The sequence below is a fragment of the Ruegeria sp. YTSA072 genome (assembly GCF_059610285.1).
Map to the genome: position 1 here is coordinate 297,999 of NZ_JBXWNI010000002.1, position 20,296 is coordinate 318,294.

Consider the following 20,296-nt stretch of genomic DNA (forward strand, 5'->3'; position numbering starts at 1 on the left):
TTGGTAGATTTCTAAAATTTTGTGTCATATGCTTCTGTATGGCAGAAAAATTAGATCATATTGACAAGCGCATCCTTCGAGAACTTCAAACAGACGCAACACTTTCCCAGCGTGAGTTGGCGGACCGAGTCGGGTTGTCGCAAAATGCCTGTTGGCGGCGGCTGAAGGCGTTGAACGAAAATGGCGTCATTACCGGTTCGACCGCGCGGATCGCCCGCGAAAAATTGGGGCTGAGCCTTGTGGTCTTTGTTATGCTGCGCACCCGGCACCATTCGGCTGAATGGCTACAGGCATTTCGAAGCCATGTCCTAACCATCCCCGAGGTAGTGGATTTTCACCGCATTGGTGGCGACTATGACTATCAGTTGAAAGTCGTCACGCAAGATATGACGTCATATGACAAGGTGTATCAGCGATTGATCGACAAGGTCGAACTAGACAGTGTGACCTCGTACTTTGCGATGGAGGCCATCGCCGAAAGCAGGCCCCTGCCAATTTGACTCAGCGCCTTCGGCGGGCTTGATCAGTGATTTGGCTGCAAGGCTGTTCGTAGGTTGTTACGCGTTCAATTCGAAATGCAGCTTGTGCAAGCCGAGCGTGAATTCCAGCATTCCACCCAATGCGGGCGTTCTGCTAAGGCACTTCAGTTGATACTTTTTGAAAACCCGAGACGCAAATTTTGGACATGCCGTCAAATCCAATACGCGTCGTCACATGACCAAACAAAAAAAGGCCGCGCAAACTGCGCGGCCCTGAAATTCTGGATGTCGGCGAAAATTAGTTCTTCGCGTAGAATTCGACGACCAGGTTCGGTTCCATGACGACCGGGTAAGGCACATCGCCCAGGCCTGGTGCGCGAACGAAGGTCGCGGTCATTTTCGAGTGGTCGGCGTCGATGTAGTCAGGCACGTCACGTTCGGCCAGAGCAGCGGCTTCCAGAACTACAGCCAGTTGCTTGGACTTGTCGCGTACTTCGATCACGTCGCCTTCTTTGACACGGTAGCTGGGGATGTTGACCCGCTTGCCGTTCACTTTGACGTGGCCGTGGTTCACGAACTGACGTGCAGCAAAGACGGTTGCAACGAACTTGGCACGGTAGACAACCGCGTCCAGACGACGCTCCAGCAGACCGATCAGGTTTTCACCGGTATCGCCGTTCACACGTACAGCTTCGGCGTAGATGCGGCGGAATTGCTTCTCGGTCAGGTCGCCATAGTAGCCTTTCAGCTTCTGCTTGGCGCGCAGCTGCAGACCGAAGTCCGAAAGTTTGCCCTTGCGGCGCTGGCCGTGCTGGCCGGGGCCGTATTCGCGACGGTTGACCGGGGATTTCGGACGACCCCAGATGTTTTCACCCATCCGGCGGTCAATTTTGTACTTGGCAGACGTGCGTTTGGTCACGGCTGATCTCCTTCTTTAGGTCGAGGCCCATACAGGTCACTATGAAGGGCGTTGTCCTCTTGAGGTTTCCCCCATGACAGGAATCCCCTTACGGGGTCCACCAACACCAATGAAGCCGCGCTTATATCCGCAGAATTGGCGGAGTCAACACGGCTATGGGTTTTTTGCTATTTGTGAATACAGTCGGCCTGCTTGGAACTTGAGTCTGCTACGCTTCGGACGCCCGCAACTGCGTGTTCCCAACTCTTATCCATCGGCGACCGCGTCGGGAAAGCGACAACGGTTTGGTCCGGGAGGCTGGAATTGCTTTCGCTTTCAAACTCGGTATACGCGCTGACCCAGAATTCCTGATCGCGCGCGGGATACCCGTTTTCAAAAACCAGCGTTGGTTCTGCCTCTCCGGCGACCGAAAACAAGAGCGCCGTGTATTTTTGCGCGCCATTGGTCAGAACGATACGACCCAGTGCTCCGTCTGCCAGATTCGGCGACGGCGCTATGCTGTTTAGCACTTGTGAGGAATAAGCTTCGGCCTGGCCTGACACCACAAGGCCCTGCTCGGCCGGACTGGCCAATGAAAGAGCCTGCCCACGCCACGACCATGCGGCTCCAATTTTCAAAAAAGACTGGGGCGCCGCCTCAAGTCCGTTTAACTCTGTCTGCGTCCACGAAATGGATATGCGACCGTTGTCCCCGGCTGTCATTGTATCCGCCTGCACCTTTCAACAAATCACTGCTTACTGCACCTTCTTATCAGGACAGAATCTGGCGGAAAAGAGACCGAAGTTCAGCAATCACGCAAATGTTTCCAGTGTGTCAAGTCAAACTGACACTAAAACTGAAAAAATTCAACCTTAGATTGTTCTTGGCAAAAAAGCGACGAACCAACCTCAAGAAATTTCAAAGAGATTCTCTGCGCAAATATTTGCTTTTAAGTTGTAAACTATATCCAGTGCATTCGCCTCTTATGCACCACCATTTCCGAGCCACAATTTGGAAACCATGATGTTTTGGCTCATCCAAACCTATCTGGGCATCCGATTTTGGCCGTCCGATCGTTGCATTACAGCAACTAAATTGGGCAGCGGCACCAACCTGAGCCTGCCCTTGCTTCAATTCATCAATGGGTGCCATTCGATCGCTTCAGCTTGTCCAAGTAAGCTCGTTTCGCGGCCGCTACCTCTTCATCGCTCAAATTCGATCGGTTCAGGTCCAGAAAATAATCTGTGCCTCCGGCTGGCTGGACGTTCCGATTGTCACTTGTGATGAGCCTATCGGATCTCACGTTTAGAATGGACAGTGCCTTTATCAACGGGAAATCATGATCGCCCAGACCAGAAACGTTGACAGATTCCACCTCGGCGCGCGGTGAAACCGCCTCTTTCACGCGGCGGACCACCGCCTCAAGATCTGCACCCTGTTGCAACGCCTTGCCGTACTGTGACAGATCCTCGCGGATTCTATGGCTGCGAAGGTTTTGCCAATACGTACTTCTGATCCAATCAGCCGCGTTTCTGGTCGTAAATAGAAAGATAATGCGATCCCCGGCATCAGTCAGGCGCAAGACCTCATCCAACAGAGTTTTGGCAAGAACGTGCGTTTGCTCATATGACCAAACCCCTTTGCGACCAGGGATCAGACCAGCGAATTCTTCATTGCTGATCAGCAGGGGTTTGCCACCATGGTCCGCAAAAGGCTTCAGCGCCTCGCGAACGATTGCTCCGAAATTGCGAAGGGTGCGATCCTTGGGGGCGACCGCATACCGCCGTGCAGACAGGCTGGCTTCTTGTAAGTCATCAGGCAATAGAACATTCACGCGATATTTCAGGTATTCCCGATTTTTCGAGAGCGTCTTTTGCAGGGTCGTTGTGCCCGTTTTGTGGAAACCTTGATGAATTACGACCTTCAATACACTACGTCCCGTTCGTCCTTGGCCTGCGTGCTGCTGGGCTTTCAAAAAAATGCCAAACCTGCTCAACACAGGCTTGGCACTTCTTTGGTCAGACCAATTTGAAACCGACTGATGCGCCAAGCAATTGAGACCCAAAGTCAAAAAAAATATCCTTGTTTTCAACGCCCAACTTGAAACCAACACCAAGAACGGCGGAATGTTTACCCGACAAACCTTTACCTGACTGCACCCGCTGTCCCTTACGATACTGCTGAACATGGCTTGAGGCGTCGGCCCGCAGGTGCCGGATGAACGGGTATCTTGTGATCTGAGCCATAACGACAAGCTCCTTTCTTAAAGACGCGTGTAAAGTTCGGCGGGACGAAATGCAGACGCTTCCTCACGTCGCCCCGTCGCCTTGATCGTCTTGCGATCAAGGAGTTTCCGGCGGAACGCGGGCTTTGTCAGGCTGCGTCCCAGAATTGCTTCGTAGACTTCCTGGGCCCGCCGAAGAGTGAATGATGCGGGCAGTAGCTCCAATGCAATATTGGTGTAGTCCAGCTTCCCGCGTAGTCGCTTGACGACATCCCCGAGCATCTCTGCGTGGTCAAAAGCAAGAGCAAGAGCGTTTCCGTCATCGGATACCGCACTAGCCGGCCCCCCGGTTTCGCCATCCCAATCCGTTTGAACCGAAGCGAGCTGCAACGACTCAGATTTCCGAACAGCATGGTAAAGATCTGTGGATGGCATCAGCGCAAAATGTGTAACGCTGACAACCCGTTCACGTGGGTCGCGATCCAAGGCGCCGTACGTAAACAACTGCTCAAGATAGGCCGATTTTAATCCGACTTTTTCATTCAAGACCCGCTGAACCGTGGCGTCGATTCCCTCGTCAACTCGGACATACCCTCCGGGCAATGCCCATTCGCCTCCAACCTTGTCAGCATCAGCACGTTTCATCATCAAGCACTTCAGTTCACCATCTGCGACGGTGATCAGGGCCAAGTCGACGGCAAGTGATGGCTTGGTATGAGGCATGCGATTCTCCTTATATCCATCACAGTTATTACTATTATACATATAAGTAAATAGAAATAATTCCTCCCTTCAGATAGGTAGACTTGCTTAGCCCTGGGACGATTGATTTTCAGATGTTTAGGTTTTGACAATACGAGAAACGAGCGACTAGATGATTGATCCCTTTTGTCCGGTCGCGGCCGCTTTCTGGATCGCGGGACAGAGGGCAGAGGCTTATGCTGCTTCAGCTCAGAGGAGCTACTAAGCGCCTAGCCGTCGTTGATCATGCTCTAATCATTCGCTCATGCTGCGAATCACAAACCGCGCACTCCAGACGTTCAGCACTAAGCGCCAATAGGCCGGTGAGAGGACAAAATTAGCTTTCGCTGCGCTTGCACCAATGACCGTTTTTTCTGGTATTCATGGCCCAGTTTCTTTGCAAAACCCACGTCCAAAATGGTCTATTTTGCTGGCACCAAAAGATGTGTATCTGGTCGAGCTAGTACCGAATTCAAGGTGCAAATAGAGAGCTAAGCTGAAGCCAGCAAAATACCTAAAACTCATCAAATTCCGGGACGTTGCCAAGCCGGATGAGGAAACTTGGCGACCCGACTTCGCCACTGTTCGGATCTTCACTGACCATGTAGGCATCGGCGCCAGCGCAATCGTCGGATTGCGCTTCTCTTTCTGCTCTGTTCTGTGCCTCCGCTGCCGTGGAGTACTCAAATTGCTTGCCTATTTTCAGGCTTCCTTGCCCTCCGCGTCCTGGCTTCTGTTCGACATATGTCTGGCAGATATAGTGAACTTTTTCTGAGCTCTCATCTGAGTTTGTCATGGCAATATCCTTGAAACGAGTACGGGTGCTACTGATGCATGAGATAAACAGTGCTCGCTAGCCGCATTGTTTGTGTTTCGTTCAATTAAGTTGCGCAAAAAGAGAGGCAGCGATCCTGTCACCGCTTTTTGACGGGCTTCGACGGACTGGCGTCAGATGGTGTCTTCGCATCCCTTTCGAGCCGAGTTTTGCGAAGCCGGGCGTTCTTAATCTGTCTTTGCTCTGCTTCTTCGTTGACCATTTCCCGAACGACCCGCGTTGTTTTTTCCATCGGCGTTTCCGCCTTGGGAACGTGTGCATTGAAGAGAGTTGCTTTTTTCGGCTTTGCCAATGGTTATTCTCCTATCCGTTTCCAACGGCGCATTTATCAGTTGAGTATTTCATATTGATGCCAGGTGATTGCCTGGTCCTTGAGAGACACGCACGTGACGTGAAGGACTGCGATGGAGCAGCTTTGTCTGAACGTCAGGAGCGGACATAGCTTTCATCAACGCACTATAGTTCATTTGGAATCTCATTTCCGATCCTACGCTCTGTGTCGAATGGGATGTGCCGATGACAAGATGATCGCTTGTTGCACCGATGAGTCTGTTTCTAGGAGGCATAGAAAGCCCCAAAACGTCCGTATCTTGCTGACCAATGGCGAGGATTAGTTGTGTGCTCTGTCCACTTTTTGGAACAAGGTGAAGTCTTTTGAATACCGGGTCGCAGATGCTCTGAGGGTAAGATGAAGGTTTGGACCCTGTTTCAATGACCTCGGCGACAAGCGTAAAGGCATCCGTATACATCCCGCCTATCTGATCTCCGGAAACCGGATCAACGCCCAGAAGTATTGCTTCCCCCAGCCTTAAATCGTTGATGCGACCAGCTGGGTGCCCACTGAAGGCCCAAGGAAGGTTGGCCGAGTTACCGCCAGATACCGTCTGAAGGAAGGGGCCACACTGCCCCTCTGTGTCATTCGCCAAGACAGACAAGGCGTCCATGTCTGCTGCATTCGGGGCAATTCCACTCAGGCATGCGAAGTTCGCTCCGATGCCTTTTAGCGCGACACCTGGCATATCCACCACTTGCCGTGCAATTGAACCGAGGTATTTGGGCATGACCCCTTCGCGCAGATCGCCCATCTCAACCATCAAGATAATGCCGTGAATGCAGTCCTTCCGGATCGCGGCGGCGGCTAGAGCGGTAATCACGAGGATTTCTGTGTTGTAGCTTGCCTCACAGTACTGGACGACCTGATCGACCTGGCTCAGCATTGGTGTACGGATCAAGGTGATCGGGCATGTCATGCCCGCATTGCGTAACTTCCGAACGTTGCTAAGACGCGCTTCTGCAAGTCCCACAGCGCCACCGTCCAGCATGGCCCGAGCGATGGTTGGATGCCCGCACACCGCTTTGGTCACACCGGTGACGCTGATGCCGCGTGTCTTGAGGCGCCCGATCACAGTCTTTGCATTGTGGCGTATCTTGCTCAGATGCACCTCAATGCGGGGTGTACTCATATCGCAGCCACAGGCGTGGGTTGATGCAACCCAGGATAGGCGGCGACAACCATTGCAAGCAAATGCGATGCCGGCCGGCTGAGCACATCCGTTACGGGTAACCCGAGCATTTGTGACTGTGCGGCGATAGTGTCGGTAATCTCGGCCTCAGACATCCCCTCGTGATTGAGCGTGACGCCGATGACTTTTGTGTCAGCAAACGCTTCGATGAGGGCAATCTCACTTGCAGGCTTGGGCATTGACATATTGGGAAAATCACAGCGATGCGCGCGCTTTGGAGCGTGTTGAAGGATCACGGCGTCCGGCTGGCTGCCCCGCAGGATAAAGGCGGATGTGCAGAACGCCGGATGGCTCAACGCTCCTTGACCTTCAATCAAAATGACATCGGGTTGTTCAGCCTCGGAAGCGTCAACAATCGCACCTTCAAGCTCGCCGCAACAGAACTGCGGCGGCACGGCATCCATTGCCACTCCAAATTTTGCGCCCTGCATCAAACCCGTTTGGCCCGTACTAACAAGAACAGTCTTGATGCCCCTTGCATTCAAGGCGCGGGCCAATACGGTCGCTGTTGTCCGTTTTCCAATGGCGCAATCGGTTCCAAGAACCGCTATGCGCAGTGCCTTCACATCTGCAATACTTCCGTCGAACAGACGCATATCCTTGCTGGGTTTAGGTTTTCGAATATCTCGAATGGTGACTTTGCGTTCGACTGCAAAAGACGCGATTTCGAGATCATCGCTCAAATACTCATGCAATCCACTGACGATGTTCATACCAAGTGAAATCGCGTCGAGAACAACGTCGCGATCTGTCGAAGAGAGTCTCCCCGTAGAGGGTGCCATCCCGTAAATGAGGGTATCTGGGATGACGGCTTCATGGGCGACAGCAGCGTCCAAGCTTTTGAAGACCGGAATGTGGTTTACTGCATCGTCAAGAACCTGCCCACTGTCTTCGCCGTCGTGGTCGCTATCAATGACAGACAGGATCCTGTAGGCCTCTGAATGACGAACAAGGCCATTTGCAGTTTTGCCATCAATGTTGGCGAAGTTACCTTGGCAATAGATAATCGCAGTTGGCGGCAAGACGATCTGAGTGGCAGGGGTCGATCTTACGGGTTTATCGCTGGTCAATGGCGGCGCTTGTGCACCGCTGACGGGACGACGGATAGTGTTAGCCGCGCCAAAGTCGGTTTTCATGATGTTTCCTTTTTTGTGTTCGACGCCGAAGGCAACGCTGCCGTCACCATTGGGTAATGAAGTCGAGAATGTCGTGCCGCACGCTCAGTTATCGAGAATGCAAAGTCCCTTAGATAACTTGAAATTCTTGTTGCAGTCCCACCGGTTTCCGGATCTGTCGAGATGGGCATTCGCAGGAAGGTCTATTACTTCACAGCTCACACCTGAGGCTGCGTATCCCCGCTCGCACTTCCATCCCGTTCCGTAACTCGCATCGTCAAAGTAGGCATGTTCAGGGATCACAACGGGCGCGCACAATCCATCCAGTGCAAAGTACCCACGTTCGCATGTCCAGGGTTGGCCGTATCCTGATGAATTCAGATAAGCGTTGGCCGGGACAACAATGGCGACACAAAGGTCGTCTAATGCTTTATACCCACGTTTGCATTCCCACGCGGGCCCATAGGTCGTAGCTGCCAGGTAGGCGTTTGCGGGCACGACAATTTCTTGGCACGTGTCGTCGATTTTTTGAAAACCGCGAGAGCAATGCCAGCGCTCACCTGATGGATCAAGAAACCCGCCATCGGGTACAACCACCGCAACACAGGCCGTATCATCGTTCTTGCGAAAACCATGAAGACATTCCCAACCAGAACCATAGGTGCGGTTGGTCGGATACGCATTTTCTGGCACTATGACAACGGCGCAGACATCGCCACTCAGCCTATATCCGGCGTTACATTTCCAGCCGTCACCGTAGCTCTTTGCAGTGGCATTTTCAGGCACAGGTTGCGATGTGGATTGAGCATATGCAGGCGTTGAAAACAGAAGCAGAGCACAGATTGGGAGCACAATCAGAGCCGCAATCATCTCAATGCCTGGTGACAGATGCGCTCCCCAGATCGTCCGACAGAGTTGCGGCATTGCCTTTGAGTTATGATCCATTCAGATCAAGCCCCGCGATACAGGCATCTGCAAGGTCGCGGCTAGGCGTTTGCGATCCCGGCAGCGTAGCCCAACCCGTATCCATCATAGCCTTGCGGCGACTGAAGCCAGAGGCCTCTTGGAGGGTTAAGATGATTTCTTCTCGCTTGGGGTCAGCAGCTGACCTGTTCAGGCAAACCGGCACCATCGCGAGCGTCACTTCTTCGCTTGCATGATCCTTAGCCAATTCTTGAGCGCTGCCGCTGGTTGTCCAACCGCCCCAGGTAAAGCCAAGGATTGAGACCGCAATCGCACCACACAAAGCACCGTAGATGCCTGGTTTCGTCCATTCTGGAAATGTCATTTTAAATCCTCTGGCGGAGAAAGCGCCGCCGCGCTGTTTTGTGTCTTTTTGCGCATTCTTATTCTCGCGCTAGGGCCATACCCAAGCCGCGATGACCGATAGGCGCGGTTCGGGCCTACCGGAAGCTCGTTTGATCAACGGTTGCGTTGTGGTTCTTTGGCAAACCATCGGTGCGTCTGATCACCAAAACGGATCAACAAACGTCACAAGCGATGTGGTTGTGCGCGAAAACATCGGCAACCTTCCCAAACATCAGATCCAAGTAGAGGACGTGACAGCTGAATTTTCATGATGGAAGAACTTAGTTCACTCTAGCAGGCGATACGCCTAGGCCGCAGAAAACCAGAACTTTAGTGGACTTAACATAACCACTTGGCGACGGTATTACAACGTTCGTGGGCCTAACGCTTTTTCCAAGGCCCCGGATGCCGATGAAAAATATGGTTTCAATCTGGCATTCGCCTTGTGTATCGGCAAATTCGTAGCCACTTTTGTAACCTTCTTAGTATGCCACTCTGAAGCCGACATTCGCTGCATCACAGAAAACATGTAGTGAGGGCTCGCTGCTGAAGTTCTCTGCACCACGTAGCAGCGACCGGTGGCAGCCCGAAGCGGTCGTTGGATTTAAATCGCCCAAGCTGAATTTAGCGGTGCGAAGCCTTGGGGGCCATATTATTAGCTTCAAAAAATTATCTCCGCGATGGAACAGCAAACGTTCAAGGGGGCACAAACGTAGACCTTGCGGGTCGTTGCCTCTAACGTAACTTGCGCGGAGGGCTGACAGTGAAGCGGAAACTTGTAGCGATTTTGGCAGCCGATGTTGCTGGCTTCTCACGCCTCATGGGGGGTGATGAAGAAAACACGCTACTACGCCTAAACCTTTTACTATCTGAATTGGTTCAACCCCAAATACGCGAGGCAAGAGGGCGAATAGTCAAGTTGATGGGCGATGGTTTGTTGGCCGAATTCACCAGTGTGGTCGGCGCGGCAGACTGCGCTATTGCCATTCAACGAGCAATGCAGGACCGAGAACCCGACGTGCCCCGCGCACAACGCATTCAATTGCGGATCGGTATTCATCTGGGAGATGTAATTTCTGAAGGTTCAGATGTTTTTGGGGAAGGCGTCAACGTAGCCGCAAGATTGGAAGCAATTGCAGAACCCGGAAGCGTCTGCATTTCCGAGGATGTATACCGTCAAATCAAAGGAAAGGTCTCCGGCAGCTTCAAGAATCTGGGTGAACAAGATCTAAAAAACATCGAGCATAGGATTGGCGCCTACAGCATCGATCTCGACCCGGCGCGCCTGTCACCTGAGTTCTACGAAGTTCTAACGGGTGAGCAGTTGGAGTTGCCGGACCAACCGTCAATCGCTGTCCTGCCATTTCAAAACATGTCAGGCGACCCAGAGCAGGAATACTTCGCGGACGGAATTACCGAAGACATTATCACTGCCTTGTCGCATATCAATGGCCTCATCGTGATGGCGCGCAATTCGACCTTTGCCTACAAAGGAAGGTCTGTCGATGTGAGACAGGTCGGGCGGGAATTAGGCGTTCGTTTCGTCCTTGAAGGGAGTATTCGAAAGGCGGGGCAGCGGGTTCGCATCACCGGGCAGCTTATTGAGTGCCAAACCGGGTCGCATTTGTGGGCCGACCGGTATGACCGTCAGATTGAAGACATATTTGCCGTTCAAGATGAAATCACACGCGAAATTTCCATCTCATTGGCGGTCAACCTTACACACGGACAAGAGCTCAGGCTTTGGGCTGATCAAGCGCCTAACTTTGAGGCATGGGACTTGATGATGCGTGGCATCAGTGAACAATACAAATTTACAAAAGAAGGGAATCTCTCTGCGATTCAGCTCTACCGCAAAGCGGTTGAACTTGACCCCGAGAACTCCTCATTCAGAACGGGCCTGGGCTGGGCGTTGCAAGCCGGTGCCCGCCTTGGGTTTCATCAAGATCCGAAGGCATCAACTGACGAGGCCCAGTCAATTTGCGACGCATTGTTGGCTATGAAAAATGTCCCGGCTGATGTCTATGCGCTGCAAGGGTATATTTTCACCAACCAATCTCGTTTTGATGAAGCCAAAGCCTTCTGCAATGAAGCTATCGAACGGCAACCCAGTGTCTCGCTTTCTCACGCCATGCTGGCAATTGCGTACAATAGTTGTGGTGAATTTGAGGAAAGCCTGAATAGCATGCGAAAGGCCATTCGGCTGTCGCCCTACAGCCCGGACTGGTATTTCAGCCATTTGGGGGATGCCTATCGCGGGTTAGGTCAGCTGGAGCAAGCAAGAACAGTTTACCGGCACTTGGAAACCCGCTTGCCAGGCACCTTGTTGTGCCAAATCCGTTTGGCAGCGATCCACGCTGATCTTGATGACACCGAAAATGCTACGAAAGCAGTAGACGCAGTTCTTTCAATCGATCCTCAATTTTCAGTGCAAACCTATACCGGGCACATGGTCTACAAAACTGAAGCCCTGCGCAAATTCTGGGCGGATGCTATGCTAAAGGCCGGTCTACCAGAGTAGCGCCACAGTATTGTATTAGTTTTCCGAGATCAGAAGATTGTTTTGATTGCCACGAATTTGCTTAGCGCTTTAATACTTAAATCGAAAATTCGGATCAGGCACAGTATCGACTAAGATAGCTGTCAGCCGATAGTGTTGAAAAACTCGGAATTTTCTCGCTCTCGTATTTTCACCAAATTCCTGTGTAACATGAAAGTCAGTCCTGTTTGCGTTTGACAGGTTGAAAGAGCCGCTCACATGGCCACACCCATGTTTTGGCCGACCCCTTGGCGAAATTGTGCAACCGACCTTCTACGGGCGAATTTTTCATTGGTTTTCTGCAAAATGGGAGTTTTTCAACACTATCAGCCCAAACCGGACATTCATTACTGAGCTTTGGAAGTCCTTGGAGCGGACAAATCGGCCTTTTGCCCACGCAGCTATTGCTGACTCAGAAAGTCGTCGCTGCTGCGGGCCAAAAGTTCGGCAACGCAGCGGTTTTCACCGAACCAGTCCTTCACCCGCGTTGATTGCGCGGAATTTCGTACGGACCTATCGCAGCGTTCAGCTTCGACAATCGAGACGCGCAACAAATCCGCCTTTTACCCACGCAACTTTCTCTCACACAGAAAACCTTTGCGCTTGCGCTTGCGATCATTCGGCGGGCGGCAGATTTTCCCAGGCCGGTCGTTTAATCCAGCGGACTTCGGCTAAATCCAAGCCAGTCTTCCGCCGCGATCTGGCCCTACAATCCAAGAGCAGATAACGCGGACCCTTGCCGAATGATCGGCAAAAGGTTCTTCACCACAAGTATGTGGGCTTTGCCGATTTCTCAAACCCAGTTTGGCAAGAATTGCTTCTCGCAGGTTACTCCTGGCCAAGGTCGAGTCGGCCTGCGTTGAGCCAATCTGACAATTCTGTTCGTTCACTTGGGTCAGGTGGCCCGGCGGGTGTCGGGGGGGCAACTGGCAACGGATTGTCTGATCCTATAACTTCTCGAACGGTTACTGACTCCGCCGAAATGTTCCAGACGAGCATATCTTGAGCCAAGGTAAGCGGCCCATCATAGGTCATTCGAATTGCCGCAATTGTATCGGGGGCGATGTCGAAGTCGGCAAATGTATGATAGGCAATCGCGTGCCGAGGCTCGATAGCCGAAAATAGCTTGCCGCACGCATCCGGTGGTGTGTGAACTACCGTTGCAACCAAACGAGCACGTTCGGGATCGTAGTTCTTTATATCGATAAATTGTTGTACCGTTAGGTAACATTCATGGATGACGAGATCAGCCTCTTTGGCGTTTTCTACGAACCACTTGTTTGGGTTGGTGTCACCCGAATAGACAAACTTAAGCCCGTTCCATTCCACGCTGTATGACACGGAACCGTCAATGCCGTGTATCGCGGGCCAGGAGCGTATGACCACACCATCGTTCTCATAAACCACCTGCGTCTTCGAATAGTCGAACTCAGTTACCTTTAGATGGCCTCCCGCGGAGGGCATGTTTCCGCGACGTCCAGCCACGTCCCACGCTAGCATTTTTTGAAGCCCGTCCATTGCCGCCGCGGTTCCATACTCTGGTTCCAGTCCACTTGGCCCCCAGACCTGTAATGGCACAGTCCGGTTGGAAACCCATCCGCCGACAAAAAGCGCATCCAGGTCTCCGATATGATCTACGTGCAGGTGACTGATGAACACTTTGTCGAGATACGTGTACGGAATCTCCAAGGCTGCCAAATTGGCTAACGAACCAGTCCCGACATCGAATAGAAATTTATCGCCGTTCCCAAGTTCGACCAACCATGATGCAGACGCCTGGGAGTGTCGAAAATTGGGCGTTCCAGTACCCAGCGAGACAACGCGCATCTCCGCTTCACCAAGTAGTTCAGTATTCGGATAATAGAACTTTCGCGCCTCCAGCGCACTGTCAGAAGCCGCAGTTGAGCATATCGAAGCAAATGCCAAGCCTAGAGTTGATATCAGATTCAATCGCACACTTAGTCCCCCCAAAAATTTTTGATTTCGATAAGGATACTACGAAATACCATCAGCCCGAAATCGATAGCCATTGGACACGGAACGGACCCGCAGGAGCCCAGCGTGTGACACCAATGTGTACAAAATCAACGCTTCAATCAGCTCGGAGACAAAAGCTGCAAAATTGATCGAAAATGACGTTGTTCAACCCAATCGGTGGGAAACTATTTGTCCACCAAAACTCGCCAGTGCCGGTCAATTACACTCGGCCAGTTTTCTTGCAGTTTCAGATCGTTCGTTGTCTCACCCATCAGGGTCATGACCATCATCCGGCCTCGAATCTCAGCATCAGGGGGTGCAAAACCGAGCTCTTGGAACAGCCATGTAGAAAATTCAAATCGTCGTTTAATAGCACGCTTATAGCATTGTGCGGCATCGGCATCGGATTTTGCCCAGACCGCGATAGCTCCATCCGGCCTGGAAGCGTCTTCGCGGATAACCTGATGCATCAATACCCTTATCCGCTCTTCCGGCGGTCCCTGGAACTGAAGTGCGTCTTCGATGATATGACCAGTTAGAGCGTCTTCCCAAAATAGCAGAACCGAGTCGAGAAGATCCTTTAAGTTCCGAAAATGCCAATAGAAACTTCCACTGGTCAGGCCAAGCCTGCGGGCAATTGCAACAACTTTCACACCTTCGATTCCCCGCTCCCTCAGAACGTCCAGTGTCGCAAGCAGCCAATCTTCCCGTGACGCCTTTTCCCGTTTTTCAATTATCCTTGGCTCAGCTTCCATAGGCACCTCTATTGACATAGAGCAGTCTATGGACCTACCGTAGAGATGTCTACGGAGAATGGGGAGCTCACGAATTTGTGTGCTGAATGACTATTTCAGAATGGAGGGGGAACTATGAATAGCTTGCTCAATTCCGCAACGGCTTTGGTTTTTGCAATGGGGATCGCGGTAGCTGGAACCGCCACAGCGCAGAATATGTTGCCCACGGGTCGAACGGCTGCCCCCATTGAAGATGGTGTTTATCCGGCATCCTATTTCCCCAATACTGAAATTCTCGGCGAAGATGAGATGCGGATAACCGCGTTAGGGACAGGTATGCCAAACCAGACAAAGGCCGCCGTTTCAATTTCGTTTTATGTGGAATTGGGCAACGGTGATGTCTTTCTGTTCGACGTCGGCACCGGATCAACGGGTAACTTGTTCTCGCTGCGCCCGGATTTTTCGAAGATCGACAAAGTTTTCTTCAGCCACCTGCATGTTGATCATGTTGGGGACTTTATGGGGCTGCACGTTGGTGGATGGTTATCAGGTCGTTATACACCGCTTCACATCTATGGCCCCACGGGATCAGAAGATGAACTTGGAACAAAAGCCTACGTTGAGGGTATGTCAAAAGCCTATGCGTGGGACCTTGCTACGCGAACGGGCGCGTTGCCGGATGAGGGCGCCAAGCTCGAAGTCACCGAGTTCGACTACATGCAGGAAAACGAGATCGTTTATCAAGACAACGGTGTCACCATTCGTTCCTGGCCTGCGATCCATAGCCTCGACGGTTCCGTCAGCTATTCCCTTGAGTGGAATGGGCTGAAATACGTTTTTGGCGGAGATACCTACCCGAACAAGTGGTATGTCGAATATGCCAAAGGAGCCGATCTTGCTTCCCACGAGGCTTTCCTGCCACCTGATGCGCTGGCACCGTATTTTGGCTGGGACATGACGCAAGCGACATATGTCGCCACGCGCGTCCATTCCGAGCCAGCGGCATTCGGAAAGGTCATGTCTGCCGTCCAACCGCGTATGGCCTTGGGATATCACTCCGTGCTTTCACCAGAAAACTACCAGGCGATTCTGGAGGGGGTGCGGTCGACTTACGATGGGCCACTCACGCTGGCACGTGATCTTCAGGTGATCAACGTAACCAAAGACCAGATTGTCGTACGCGAGGCGAGCGTGGATGACTATGCGTTGCCGCCCGCAGTAAGCGACGAATACATCGATGCACAGCGTTCAAAAGAAAAAGAACCGTCGGACAAGGTCCAAGCAGGTAAATGGGACGGTTACACGCCACCGCCTATGCCGGATCAAAACTGACGTAATGACACGTTTTGGTGCGGCTCGATAATGAGCTGCACAAGACGGAAATGACAAAGTTTCTGTACTTAGTTTGACGCCGCGAAGGACGCTGGCCAAATTGCTGATCCAATTCCGATGCCTTCTGACGTTGTTCGCCGCTTTGGTGATAGGCAGCTCTGCAATAGGTGACGTCATTCCGTATAGCGGGGCGGAGGTCGCCAGAAACATCGCAGTCTTTCAGGTGGAAAACGACGGCGTTCGACTTGAGCTGGAAGTCTATCCCGAGGATTTTGAAGGTTTTGCGTCGTTTTTGCCTAGCGAGATATTGCAGGACCTCCACCCGACAGTTGCTACACATCAAGCTGCGTTTGGCAGTGAATCCGAAGGCATTTCGGTAAGCCGCGCCGACAGATCACCTTTGTCGTTCAAATTTGTGACTGCCGAGAACCGTGAGAGAATTGACCGCGCATCCCCCTTGGCCGGAAGAACCGATCCCATTACCGGGCGCATAATTCCTGCTCCTCCTGAAGATCCGCAAGTTATCTACATCGAAGCTTTCTTCGGTTTTGACGGCGCGCGCCCCGAGACCCTGATTTTTCGCCCTCCGACACCCAAGGAGGATAAGCCCGCCACATCAATTGGCTTCATGGTTTTTGATCGTGCCGTCCCTGTCACCAAATTCAGTTACTTCGATAGTGACGCACGACTTGAGATTGACTGGTCCGACCCATGGTTCACCGCGTTCACCAATGCGAACCTCAATCGGTCAGCTCAAAGCGGCACAACGTCTTTTCTGTACGTTGCGCCACGCGAGGTTCGCCACGAGATCCTTATCCGGCTGCGGGAACTTGCGCCCTGGATAGACATGGACCTTGGTACGGGTTCCAAACTGAACCCATCTCAGCAGGAAACAATACTCGACGCTGCGCTGGACGCATTCGAAACCCGTAATCCGGTCATTATCGGGGGGGATCCAGTTCAGCCCACCTCTGTCAGGGGCGCATTTCTGACGCTGGGCGAAACAGGAGTTCAAGTCGTTGAGGGCTCTCCGACGCTTCTGACCGACACGACTTTTGCAGGCTTGATATTGTCCTATCCGATTTCGACTCTGCCCGAAGAGGCGACTGTCACATGGGATATGTTCGACCAAACCATTCAGCATGTGCCTGTGACGTTGACAGATGTTGCCGGTCCCTTTCTGGATTGGGCTACTCCTGAAGATCCAGAGGTAAGTTGGATCAACCATTTGAAACGCTACGTCGACCCTGAAGTTACGCGGGTACAGGCGACGGGAGTTTTCTTTCTGCCGATTTGGACTGCACTGGCTGTCGCTGTTGCGCTTGGTGCAGGCGTGGGCGCGCTCTTGTCGACCCTAAAAAGTCGGCGGATCGGGTTCGTCCTGCTGTCGGCTGGCAGTTTAGTTGCAGGGGTCGCCTTTCGGCACGAAATGCAAATTCCATTTCAAAATCCAATAGCCGGTCCATCCAGAGAACAGATGGCTTCTGAAATTTTTTCCCTACTTTTGGCGAACTCGTATGTGGCCGCGCTTGAGGTCTCACCAGAAGCACGTCGCAAAGCGCTAGAGCCAATTGTCAGGAACACGGCCCTCACAGACGTCGCTGCTGAACTCGAAACAAACCTTGCCATTCATGTGCCTGGCGGAAGCCGCGCACAGATCGCCGAAGTGACCGATGTCGCAATCATGGAAGGCGACAATAAGATAACCGGTGCTTTCGAAGGGGTTGCCAAGTGGATTGTAGACGCCCGAGCGGGTCACTGGGGCCATGATCATCGTCGTCGGGTGGAATATCGGGCAAGGGTCGAGTTCCGTCCCGAAAGAGGCGTTTGGAAGCTTACGGGTATCACTGTAATGGAGGCGCGCGCACCGGATGTTTAACCGACTGAACAAGGTGTTGTTGATTTGGATAACGACCTGTTTGATCTTGGCTGCGGTCGCCAGCCAGGCGCATTTCCTGCTGAACCTCAATGTTCGTATTTTTCACGTAGAACACACAAGCGACGGTCTGCGCATCTATTTGCGAACGCCCATGCCATATCTAGTGGCGGACAAAATCGGCAAAAAGGGTGAGGATGGTCTTCCTGAAGCGGCTCCTTTCACGACAAATGCGCTTGAGGATGGTCAGGTGGTTCATTTTGTCGACTCCTCACAAATCGCTGAAAACCCGCTTGGCCTTGGGCGCATCGCGGAAACCGGTACGATCATCGAAATCACTGGTACGCGGGTTCTGGGCGACGTTGAATCCGTGACCATTCACAAAGTAGGTGAGGAGCCGGGTTTTGCGACGCTGAGCGAAGCCCAGCAATCTGTGTCAGCGGGAACGACCATACAGGATGACCCGCCAGTTTATGTTGGTGACGTTATTGTGGATGTCACGCTCTGGTATGAATTGGGAAATGCGCCGATCTCCTATGCCATCTCCAGTTCTTTGGACCCAGGCCTGCCCGATCAGGAAATGACCGCCAATCTCATTCTGGACTATGGATCAAGCGATCCGCTAGTCTTTCGAACCCGAGGCCTGATGGAAGAACCGGTGCAGGTTTCCAGGTCCCGGCTCTCAGGGATCGTAACTTTCGTTTGGGAAGGCCTGCGACACATCCTGGAAGGCATCGACCACGTGTTATTTGTTATCTGCCTGGTGATTGGTGCCCCCGGTCTAAGCGCACTTCTGTGGCGAGTCACCGGCTTTACGGTAGGCCATAGCGTAACTCTGTCCCTTGGATTTTTCGGGTATGTGCCGTCAGGAGCCTGGTTTGTGCCATTTGTCGAAACCGGGATTGCCTTGTCCATCGTCTACGCGGCCTTTCTGGCCGTTAGACGGGACAAGTTGGAAAGGAACTCTAACAAAAAGGTCTTTGTCGTAACGGTACTTATGGGTCTTCTTCATGGCTTGGGCTTCAGTTTCGTTTTACATGAAATACTTCAGGTGACGTCGCCTAACATCTGGCAGAGCCTGCTGGCGTTTAATGTTGGTGTTGAAGTTGGTCAGCTCGCTATTGTTCTTGTGATCTGGCCATTGCTGCACTTCTTCGCGAAACTAGGTCCGACACCCGAAATGTCGTTGAGAGTTTCGATTGCAATTGTATGTGCAGCTATCGCAAGTTGGTGGACTTTCGAACGCGGAATAGATTTTCTATCATTGATTACGATTTAGAAAGGACTACTGCTTCCAACCCAGTGACAGCGTTCGGTTCGGTCTTTTTTCAGATGCTGCCGCGATTTCGGGCACGGTTGGTTTCGGAAAGCGAACGGCGCATAGGTAACGTACTGTAGTATCTACCTTCGTATGACGAAGCAGAAGCTGAACCGCAGAAGGGTTAGGGCCGCACGCCGGACTTTGCAAAGTCTGCTTTCTGCGCATTGCGGCCGTTCGCATTAGATTTCGTTTCTCCTACCTCCAAAAAATCAACCTCTCAATCTCACTTGAGTTAGTGGTAAATTTCCCGGTTCTCTAATGTCTCAGCACGGAGCAACATGCGAACGACATTGCGCAGGCTCAAATAATGCCCTCGTTCATCCATGGATTGTTCGATCACGCGTTCAATTGCGTCCAATGAAACTTTCGACAAGCCCATTCGGGCAGCTTGATGGCGTGCAAACCCCTTTAGTTGACTACTTGAGATTGCTTGCAACTCGATCACTGTGCATCGGTTGACCAAAGGCTCGGGCACACGAGAAACATCATTCGCTGTCAGTACCCACGAAATGTGGGACATATCAAACTTGGTACGGTAGTACGGGCACTCCCAAGCAACAGCTGTCGCAGGTTCCAAAAAGCTCAGCAATGAGGCCGAAAATGCGTGATGGGCACCACTGTCTGAAGTACCTGACTGAGCCTTGCAAATCTCATCAACAACAATCAGAGGATTACCAACGCGGTGCTGGAGGATCGTTTCAAGCGGTCTTCCTGGTTGCGCTGACGACCAACCCCTTTCCGTTCCCGCAACACTGAAACCTACTCCACCCAAGCTGGCATCAATCTCGCATCTGGGCACTTCGAACAGTTCGGACAGCCTTCTGGCCCAAACCGATTTACCAATTCCTGGCGGTCCATTCAGCAACAGAGTCGGCAATCGGATCGTATCTTTGGTACTAGCGATGCGCCGCAACGCGTGCCAAACCTCATTGGTGGCGGCAGACATCCACGGCATTTCTTCATGTAACGCAGATACTTTTTCGTCCACCCAATGCTCGTTTCTCGGCTCCGCCAAACGAACCTCATTCATTAGTGGGCGCAGTCGTTGGATTTCTTTCTCCGAGAGGTGCGCAAGACCTGAGGCTTCAGTCCTGTGCTGTAAGATGCACTGAACTCGATTTTTGATGCGCCGTTTGTCATCCCAAGTCAGCAAGACACCGTCTGACAGTTCGCAAGCAACTTTATCAAAGTCATCTCTACCGAGATCGGCCGAGTGTTCATCATCTCCGATGAATTCTTCGGCCAGCCGCATTTTACGCAAATTCTTCAGGTATTCAGTAAACCGATGCGTAAGGGCACCTTTTTCAATGTTGGGATCCGTGGCGAGTAGGAGTTTGATGGTCTTCATAGCAGTTCCCTCATCTATCCAGTGAGACAAACCGACCGAAAACGAG

19 protein-coding genes are annotated in these 20,296 nt (G+C 52.2%); 5 read left to right on the top strand and 14 right to left on the bottom strand.

All coding sequences use genetic code 11. From position 1 onward, the window contains the following. Positions 1-38 precede the first annotated feature (38 nt). Positions 39-500, top strand: coding sequence for an Lrp/AsnC family transcriptional regulator (locus tag AC2FIB_RS05705; RefSeq protein WP_058275495.1), 462 nt, complete (start codon positions 39-41; stop codon positions 498-500). 277 nt (positions 501-777) lie between these two features. Here AC2FIB_RS05705 and rpsD read toward each other — a convergent pair whose 3' ends face one another. From rpsD to AC2FIB_RS05760, 11 genes are all read right to left on the bottom strand, one after another. Continuing rightward, positions 778-1,398, bottom strand: coding sequence for a 30S ribosomal protein S4 (rpsD, locus tag AC2FIB_RS05710; RefSeq protein WP_058275494.1), 621 nt, complete (start codon positions 1,396-1,398; stop codon positions 778-780). A gap of 167 nt (positions 1,399-1,565) precedes the next feature. Further along, positions 1,566-2,099: a hypothetical protein gene (locus AC2FIB_RS05715; protein WP_496733851.1), complete on the bottom strand. Its 534-nt coding sequence runs from the start codon at positions 2,097-2,099 to the stop codon at positions 1,566-1,568. A gap of 416 nt (positions 2,100-2,515) precedes the next feature. Then, positions 2,516-3,304, bottom strand: coding sequence for a hypothetical protein (locus AC2FIB_RS05720; protein WP_496733849.1), 789 nt, complete (start codon positions 3,302-3,304; stop codon positions 2,516-2,518). 91 nt (positions 3,305-3,395) lie between these two features. Continuing rightward, entirely contained in the window at positions 3,396-3,623 is a 228-nt protein-coding gene (locus AC2FIB_RS05725; RefSeq protein ID WP_496733847.1) for a hypothetical protein, read from the bottom strand. 17 nt (positions 3,624-3,640) lie between these two features. Continuing rightward, complete coding sequence (locus AC2FIB_RS05730) at positions 3,641-4,324, bottom strand: NUDIX hydrolase (RefSeq protein WP_496841806.1); 684 nt, start codon at positions 4,322-4,324, stop codon at positions 3,641-3,643. Between the two features lie 532 nt (positions 4,325-4,856). Further along, on the bottom strand, positions 4,857-5,138 hold the full coding sequence (locus AC2FIB_RS05735) for a hypothetical protein (protein ID WP_282119865.1): 282 nt from the start codon (positions 5,136-5,138) through the stop codon (positions 4,857-4,859). 118 nt (positions 5,139-5,256) lie between these two features. Next, positions 5,257-5,469 carry a hypothetical protein gene (locus AC2FIB_RS05740; RefSeq protein WP_496733843.1) on the bottom strand — a complete coding sequence of 71 codons (213 nt, stop codon included), beginning with the start codon at positions 5,467-5,469 and terminating at the stop codon, positions 5,257-5,259. A 49-nt stretch (positions 5,470-5,518) separates the two neighbouring features. Next, the gene (locus AC2FIB_RS05745; RefSeq protein ID WP_496733841.1) at positions 5,519-6,640 is read right to left on the bottom strand and encodes an alanine/ornithine racemase family PLP-dependent enzyme; all 1,122 of its coding nucleotides are present in this window, start codon (positions 6,638-6,640) and stop codon (positions 5,519-5,521) included. Further along, a complete protein-coding gene (locus AC2FIB_RS05750; RefSeq protein ID WP_496841807.1) occupies positions 6,637-7,836 on the bottom strand; it encodes an N-acetyltransferase DgcN family protein in 1,200 nt (399 codons plus the stop codon). Before AC2FIB_RS05750 ends, AC2FIB_RS05745 begins: the two co-directional genes overlap by 4 nt. 84 nt (positions 7,837-7,920) lie before the next feature. Next, positions 7,921-8,760: a hypothetical protein gene (locus AC2FIB_RS05755; RefSeq protein WP_496841808.1), complete on the bottom strand. Its 840-nt coding sequence runs from the start codon at positions 8,758-8,760 to the stop codon at positions 7,921-7,923. Continuing rightward, entirely contained in the window at positions 8,750-9,103 is a 354-nt protein-coding gene (locus tag AC2FIB_RS05760; RefSeq protein ID WP_496841809.1) for a hypothetical protein, read from the bottom strand. The genes AC2FIB_RS05755 and AC2FIB_RS05760 overlap by 11 nt, the downstream gene beginning before the upstream one ends. 783 nt (positions 9,104-9,886) lie before the next feature. Between AC2FIB_RS05760 and AC2FIB_RS05765 the strand changes: the two genes are divergently transcribed. After that, on the top strand, positions 9,887-11,644 hold the full coding sequence (locus AC2FIB_RS05765) for an adenylate/guanylate cyclase domain-containing protein (RefSeq protein ID WP_496733836.1): 1,758 nt from the start codon (positions 9,887-9,889) through the stop codon (positions 11,642-11,644). Positions 11,645-12,490: 846 nt separating this feature from the next. Here AC2FIB_RS05765 and gntH (AC2FIB_RS05770) read toward each other — a convergent pair. Beyond that, entirely contained in the window at positions 12,491-13,618 is a 1,128-nt protein-coding gene (gene gntH / locus AC2FIB_RS05770; protein WP_496733834.1) for a guanitoxin biosynthesis MBL fold metallo-hydrolase GntH, read from the bottom strand. A 206-nt stretch (positions 13,619-13,824) separates the two neighbouring features. Beyond that, positions 13,825-14,394 (bottom strand): TetR/AcrR family transcriptional regulator, encoded by a 570-nt coding sequence (locus tag AC2FIB_RS05775; protein ID WP_481669049.1) that lies wholly within the window; start codon positions 14,392-14,394, stop codon positions 13,825-13,827. Between the two features lie 114 nt (positions 14,395-14,508). On the opposite strand from AC2FIB_RS05775, the gene gntH (AC2FIB_RS05780) reads away from it, so the two are divergent. The 3 genes from gntH (AC2FIB_RS05780) (at position 14,509) to AC2FIB_RS05790 (ending at position 18,860) form a co-directional block, all read left to right on the top strand. Next, positions 14,509-15,705: a guanitoxin biosynthesis MBL fold metallo-hydrolase GntH gene (gene gntH, locus AC2FIB_RS05780; RefSeq protein ID WP_282170937.1), complete on the top strand. Its 1,197-nt coding sequence runs from the start codon at positions 14,509-14,511 to the stop codon at positions 15,703-15,705. A 100-nt stretch (positions 15,706-15,805) separates the two neighbouring features. Then, positions 15,806-17,584 carry a hypothetical protein gene (locus AC2FIB_RS05785; RefSeq protein ID WP_496733832.1) on the top strand — a complete coding sequence of 593 codons (1,779 nt, stop codon included), beginning with the start codon at positions 15,806-15,808 and terminating at the stop codon, positions 17,582-17,584. Continuing rightward, the gene (locus AC2FIB_RS05790) at positions 17,577-18,860 is read left to right on the top strand and encodes a HupE/UreJ family protein (RefSeq protein WP_496733830.1); all 1,284 of its coding nucleotides are present in this window, start codon (positions 17,577-17,579) and stop codon (positions 18,858-18,860) included. Before AC2FIB_RS05785 ends, AC2FIB_RS05790 begins: the two co-directional genes overlap by 8 nt. A gap of 274 nt (positions 18,861-19,134) precedes the next feature. Here the strand turns inward: AC2FIB_RS05790 and AC2FIB_RS05795 are convergent, their stop codons facing one another. Further along, positions 19,135-20,250 (bottom strand): AAA family ATPase, encoded by a 1,116-nt coding sequence (locus AC2FIB_RS05795; protein WP_496841810.1) that lies wholly within the window; start codon positions 20,248-20,250, stop codon positions 19,135-19,137. Positions 20,251-20,296 lie beyond the last annotated feature (46 nt).

What these genes read in the sequence shown, in the direction of transcription:
- AC2FIB_RS05760 (WP_496841809.1), bottom strand. Translation starts at nt 9,103, where the DNA reads ATGACATTTCCAGAATGGACGAAACCAGGCATCTACGGTGCTTTGTGT.
- AC2FIB_RS05790 (WP_496733830.1), top strand. Translation starts at nt 17,577, where the DNA reads ATGTTTAACCGACTGAACAAGGTGTTGTTGATTTGGATAACGACCTGT.
- AC2FIB_RS05755 (WP_496841808.1), bottom strand. Translation starts at nt 8,760, where the DNA reads ATGGATCATAACTCAAAGGCAATGCCGCAACTCTGTCGGACGATCTGG.
- AC2FIB_RS05715 (WP_496733851.1), bottom strand. Translation starts at nt 2,099, where the DNA reads ATGACAGCCGGGGACAACGGTCGCATATCCATTTCGTGGACGCAGACA.
- AC2FIB_RS05795 (WP_496841810.1), bottom strand. Translation starts at nt 20,250, where the DNA reads ATGAAGACCATCAAACTCCTACTCGCCACGGATCCCAACATTGAAAAA.
- AC2FIB_RS05745 (WP_496733841.1), bottom strand. Translation starts at nt 6,640, where the DNA reads ATGAGTACACCCCGCATTGAGGTGCATCTGAGCAAGATACGCCACAAT.
- gntH (WP_282170937.1), top strand. Translation starts at nt 14,509, where the DNA reads ATGAATAGCTTGCTCAATTCCGCAACGGCTTTGGTTTTTGCAATGGGG.
- AC2FIB_RS05735 (WP_282119865.1), bottom strand. Translation starts at nt 5,138, where the DNA reads ATGACAAACTCAGATGAGAGCTCAGAAAAAGTTCACTATATCTGCCAG.
- AC2FIB_RS05730 (WP_496841806.1), bottom strand. Translation starts at nt 4,324, where the DNA reads ATGCCTCATACCAAGCCATCACTTGCCGTCGACTTGGCCCTGATCACC.
- AC2FIB_RS05775 (WP_481669049.1), bottom strand. Translation starts at nt 14,394, where the DNA reads ATGGAAGCTGAGCCAAGGATAATTGAAAAACGGGAAAAGGCGTCACGG.
- AC2FIB_RS05725 (WP_496733847.1), bottom strand. Translation starts at nt 3,623, where the DNA reads ATGGCTCAGATCACAAGATACCCGTTCATCCGGCACCTGCGGGCCGAC.
- AC2FIB_RS05705 (WP_058275495.1), top strand. Translation starts at nt 39, where the DNA reads ATGGCAGAAAAATTAGATCATATTGACAAGCGCATCCTTCGAGAACTT.
- AC2FIB_RS05750 (WP_496841807.1), bottom strand. Translation starts at nt 7,836, where the DNA reads ATGAAAACCGACTTTGGCGCGGCTAACACTATCCGTCGTCCCGTCAGC.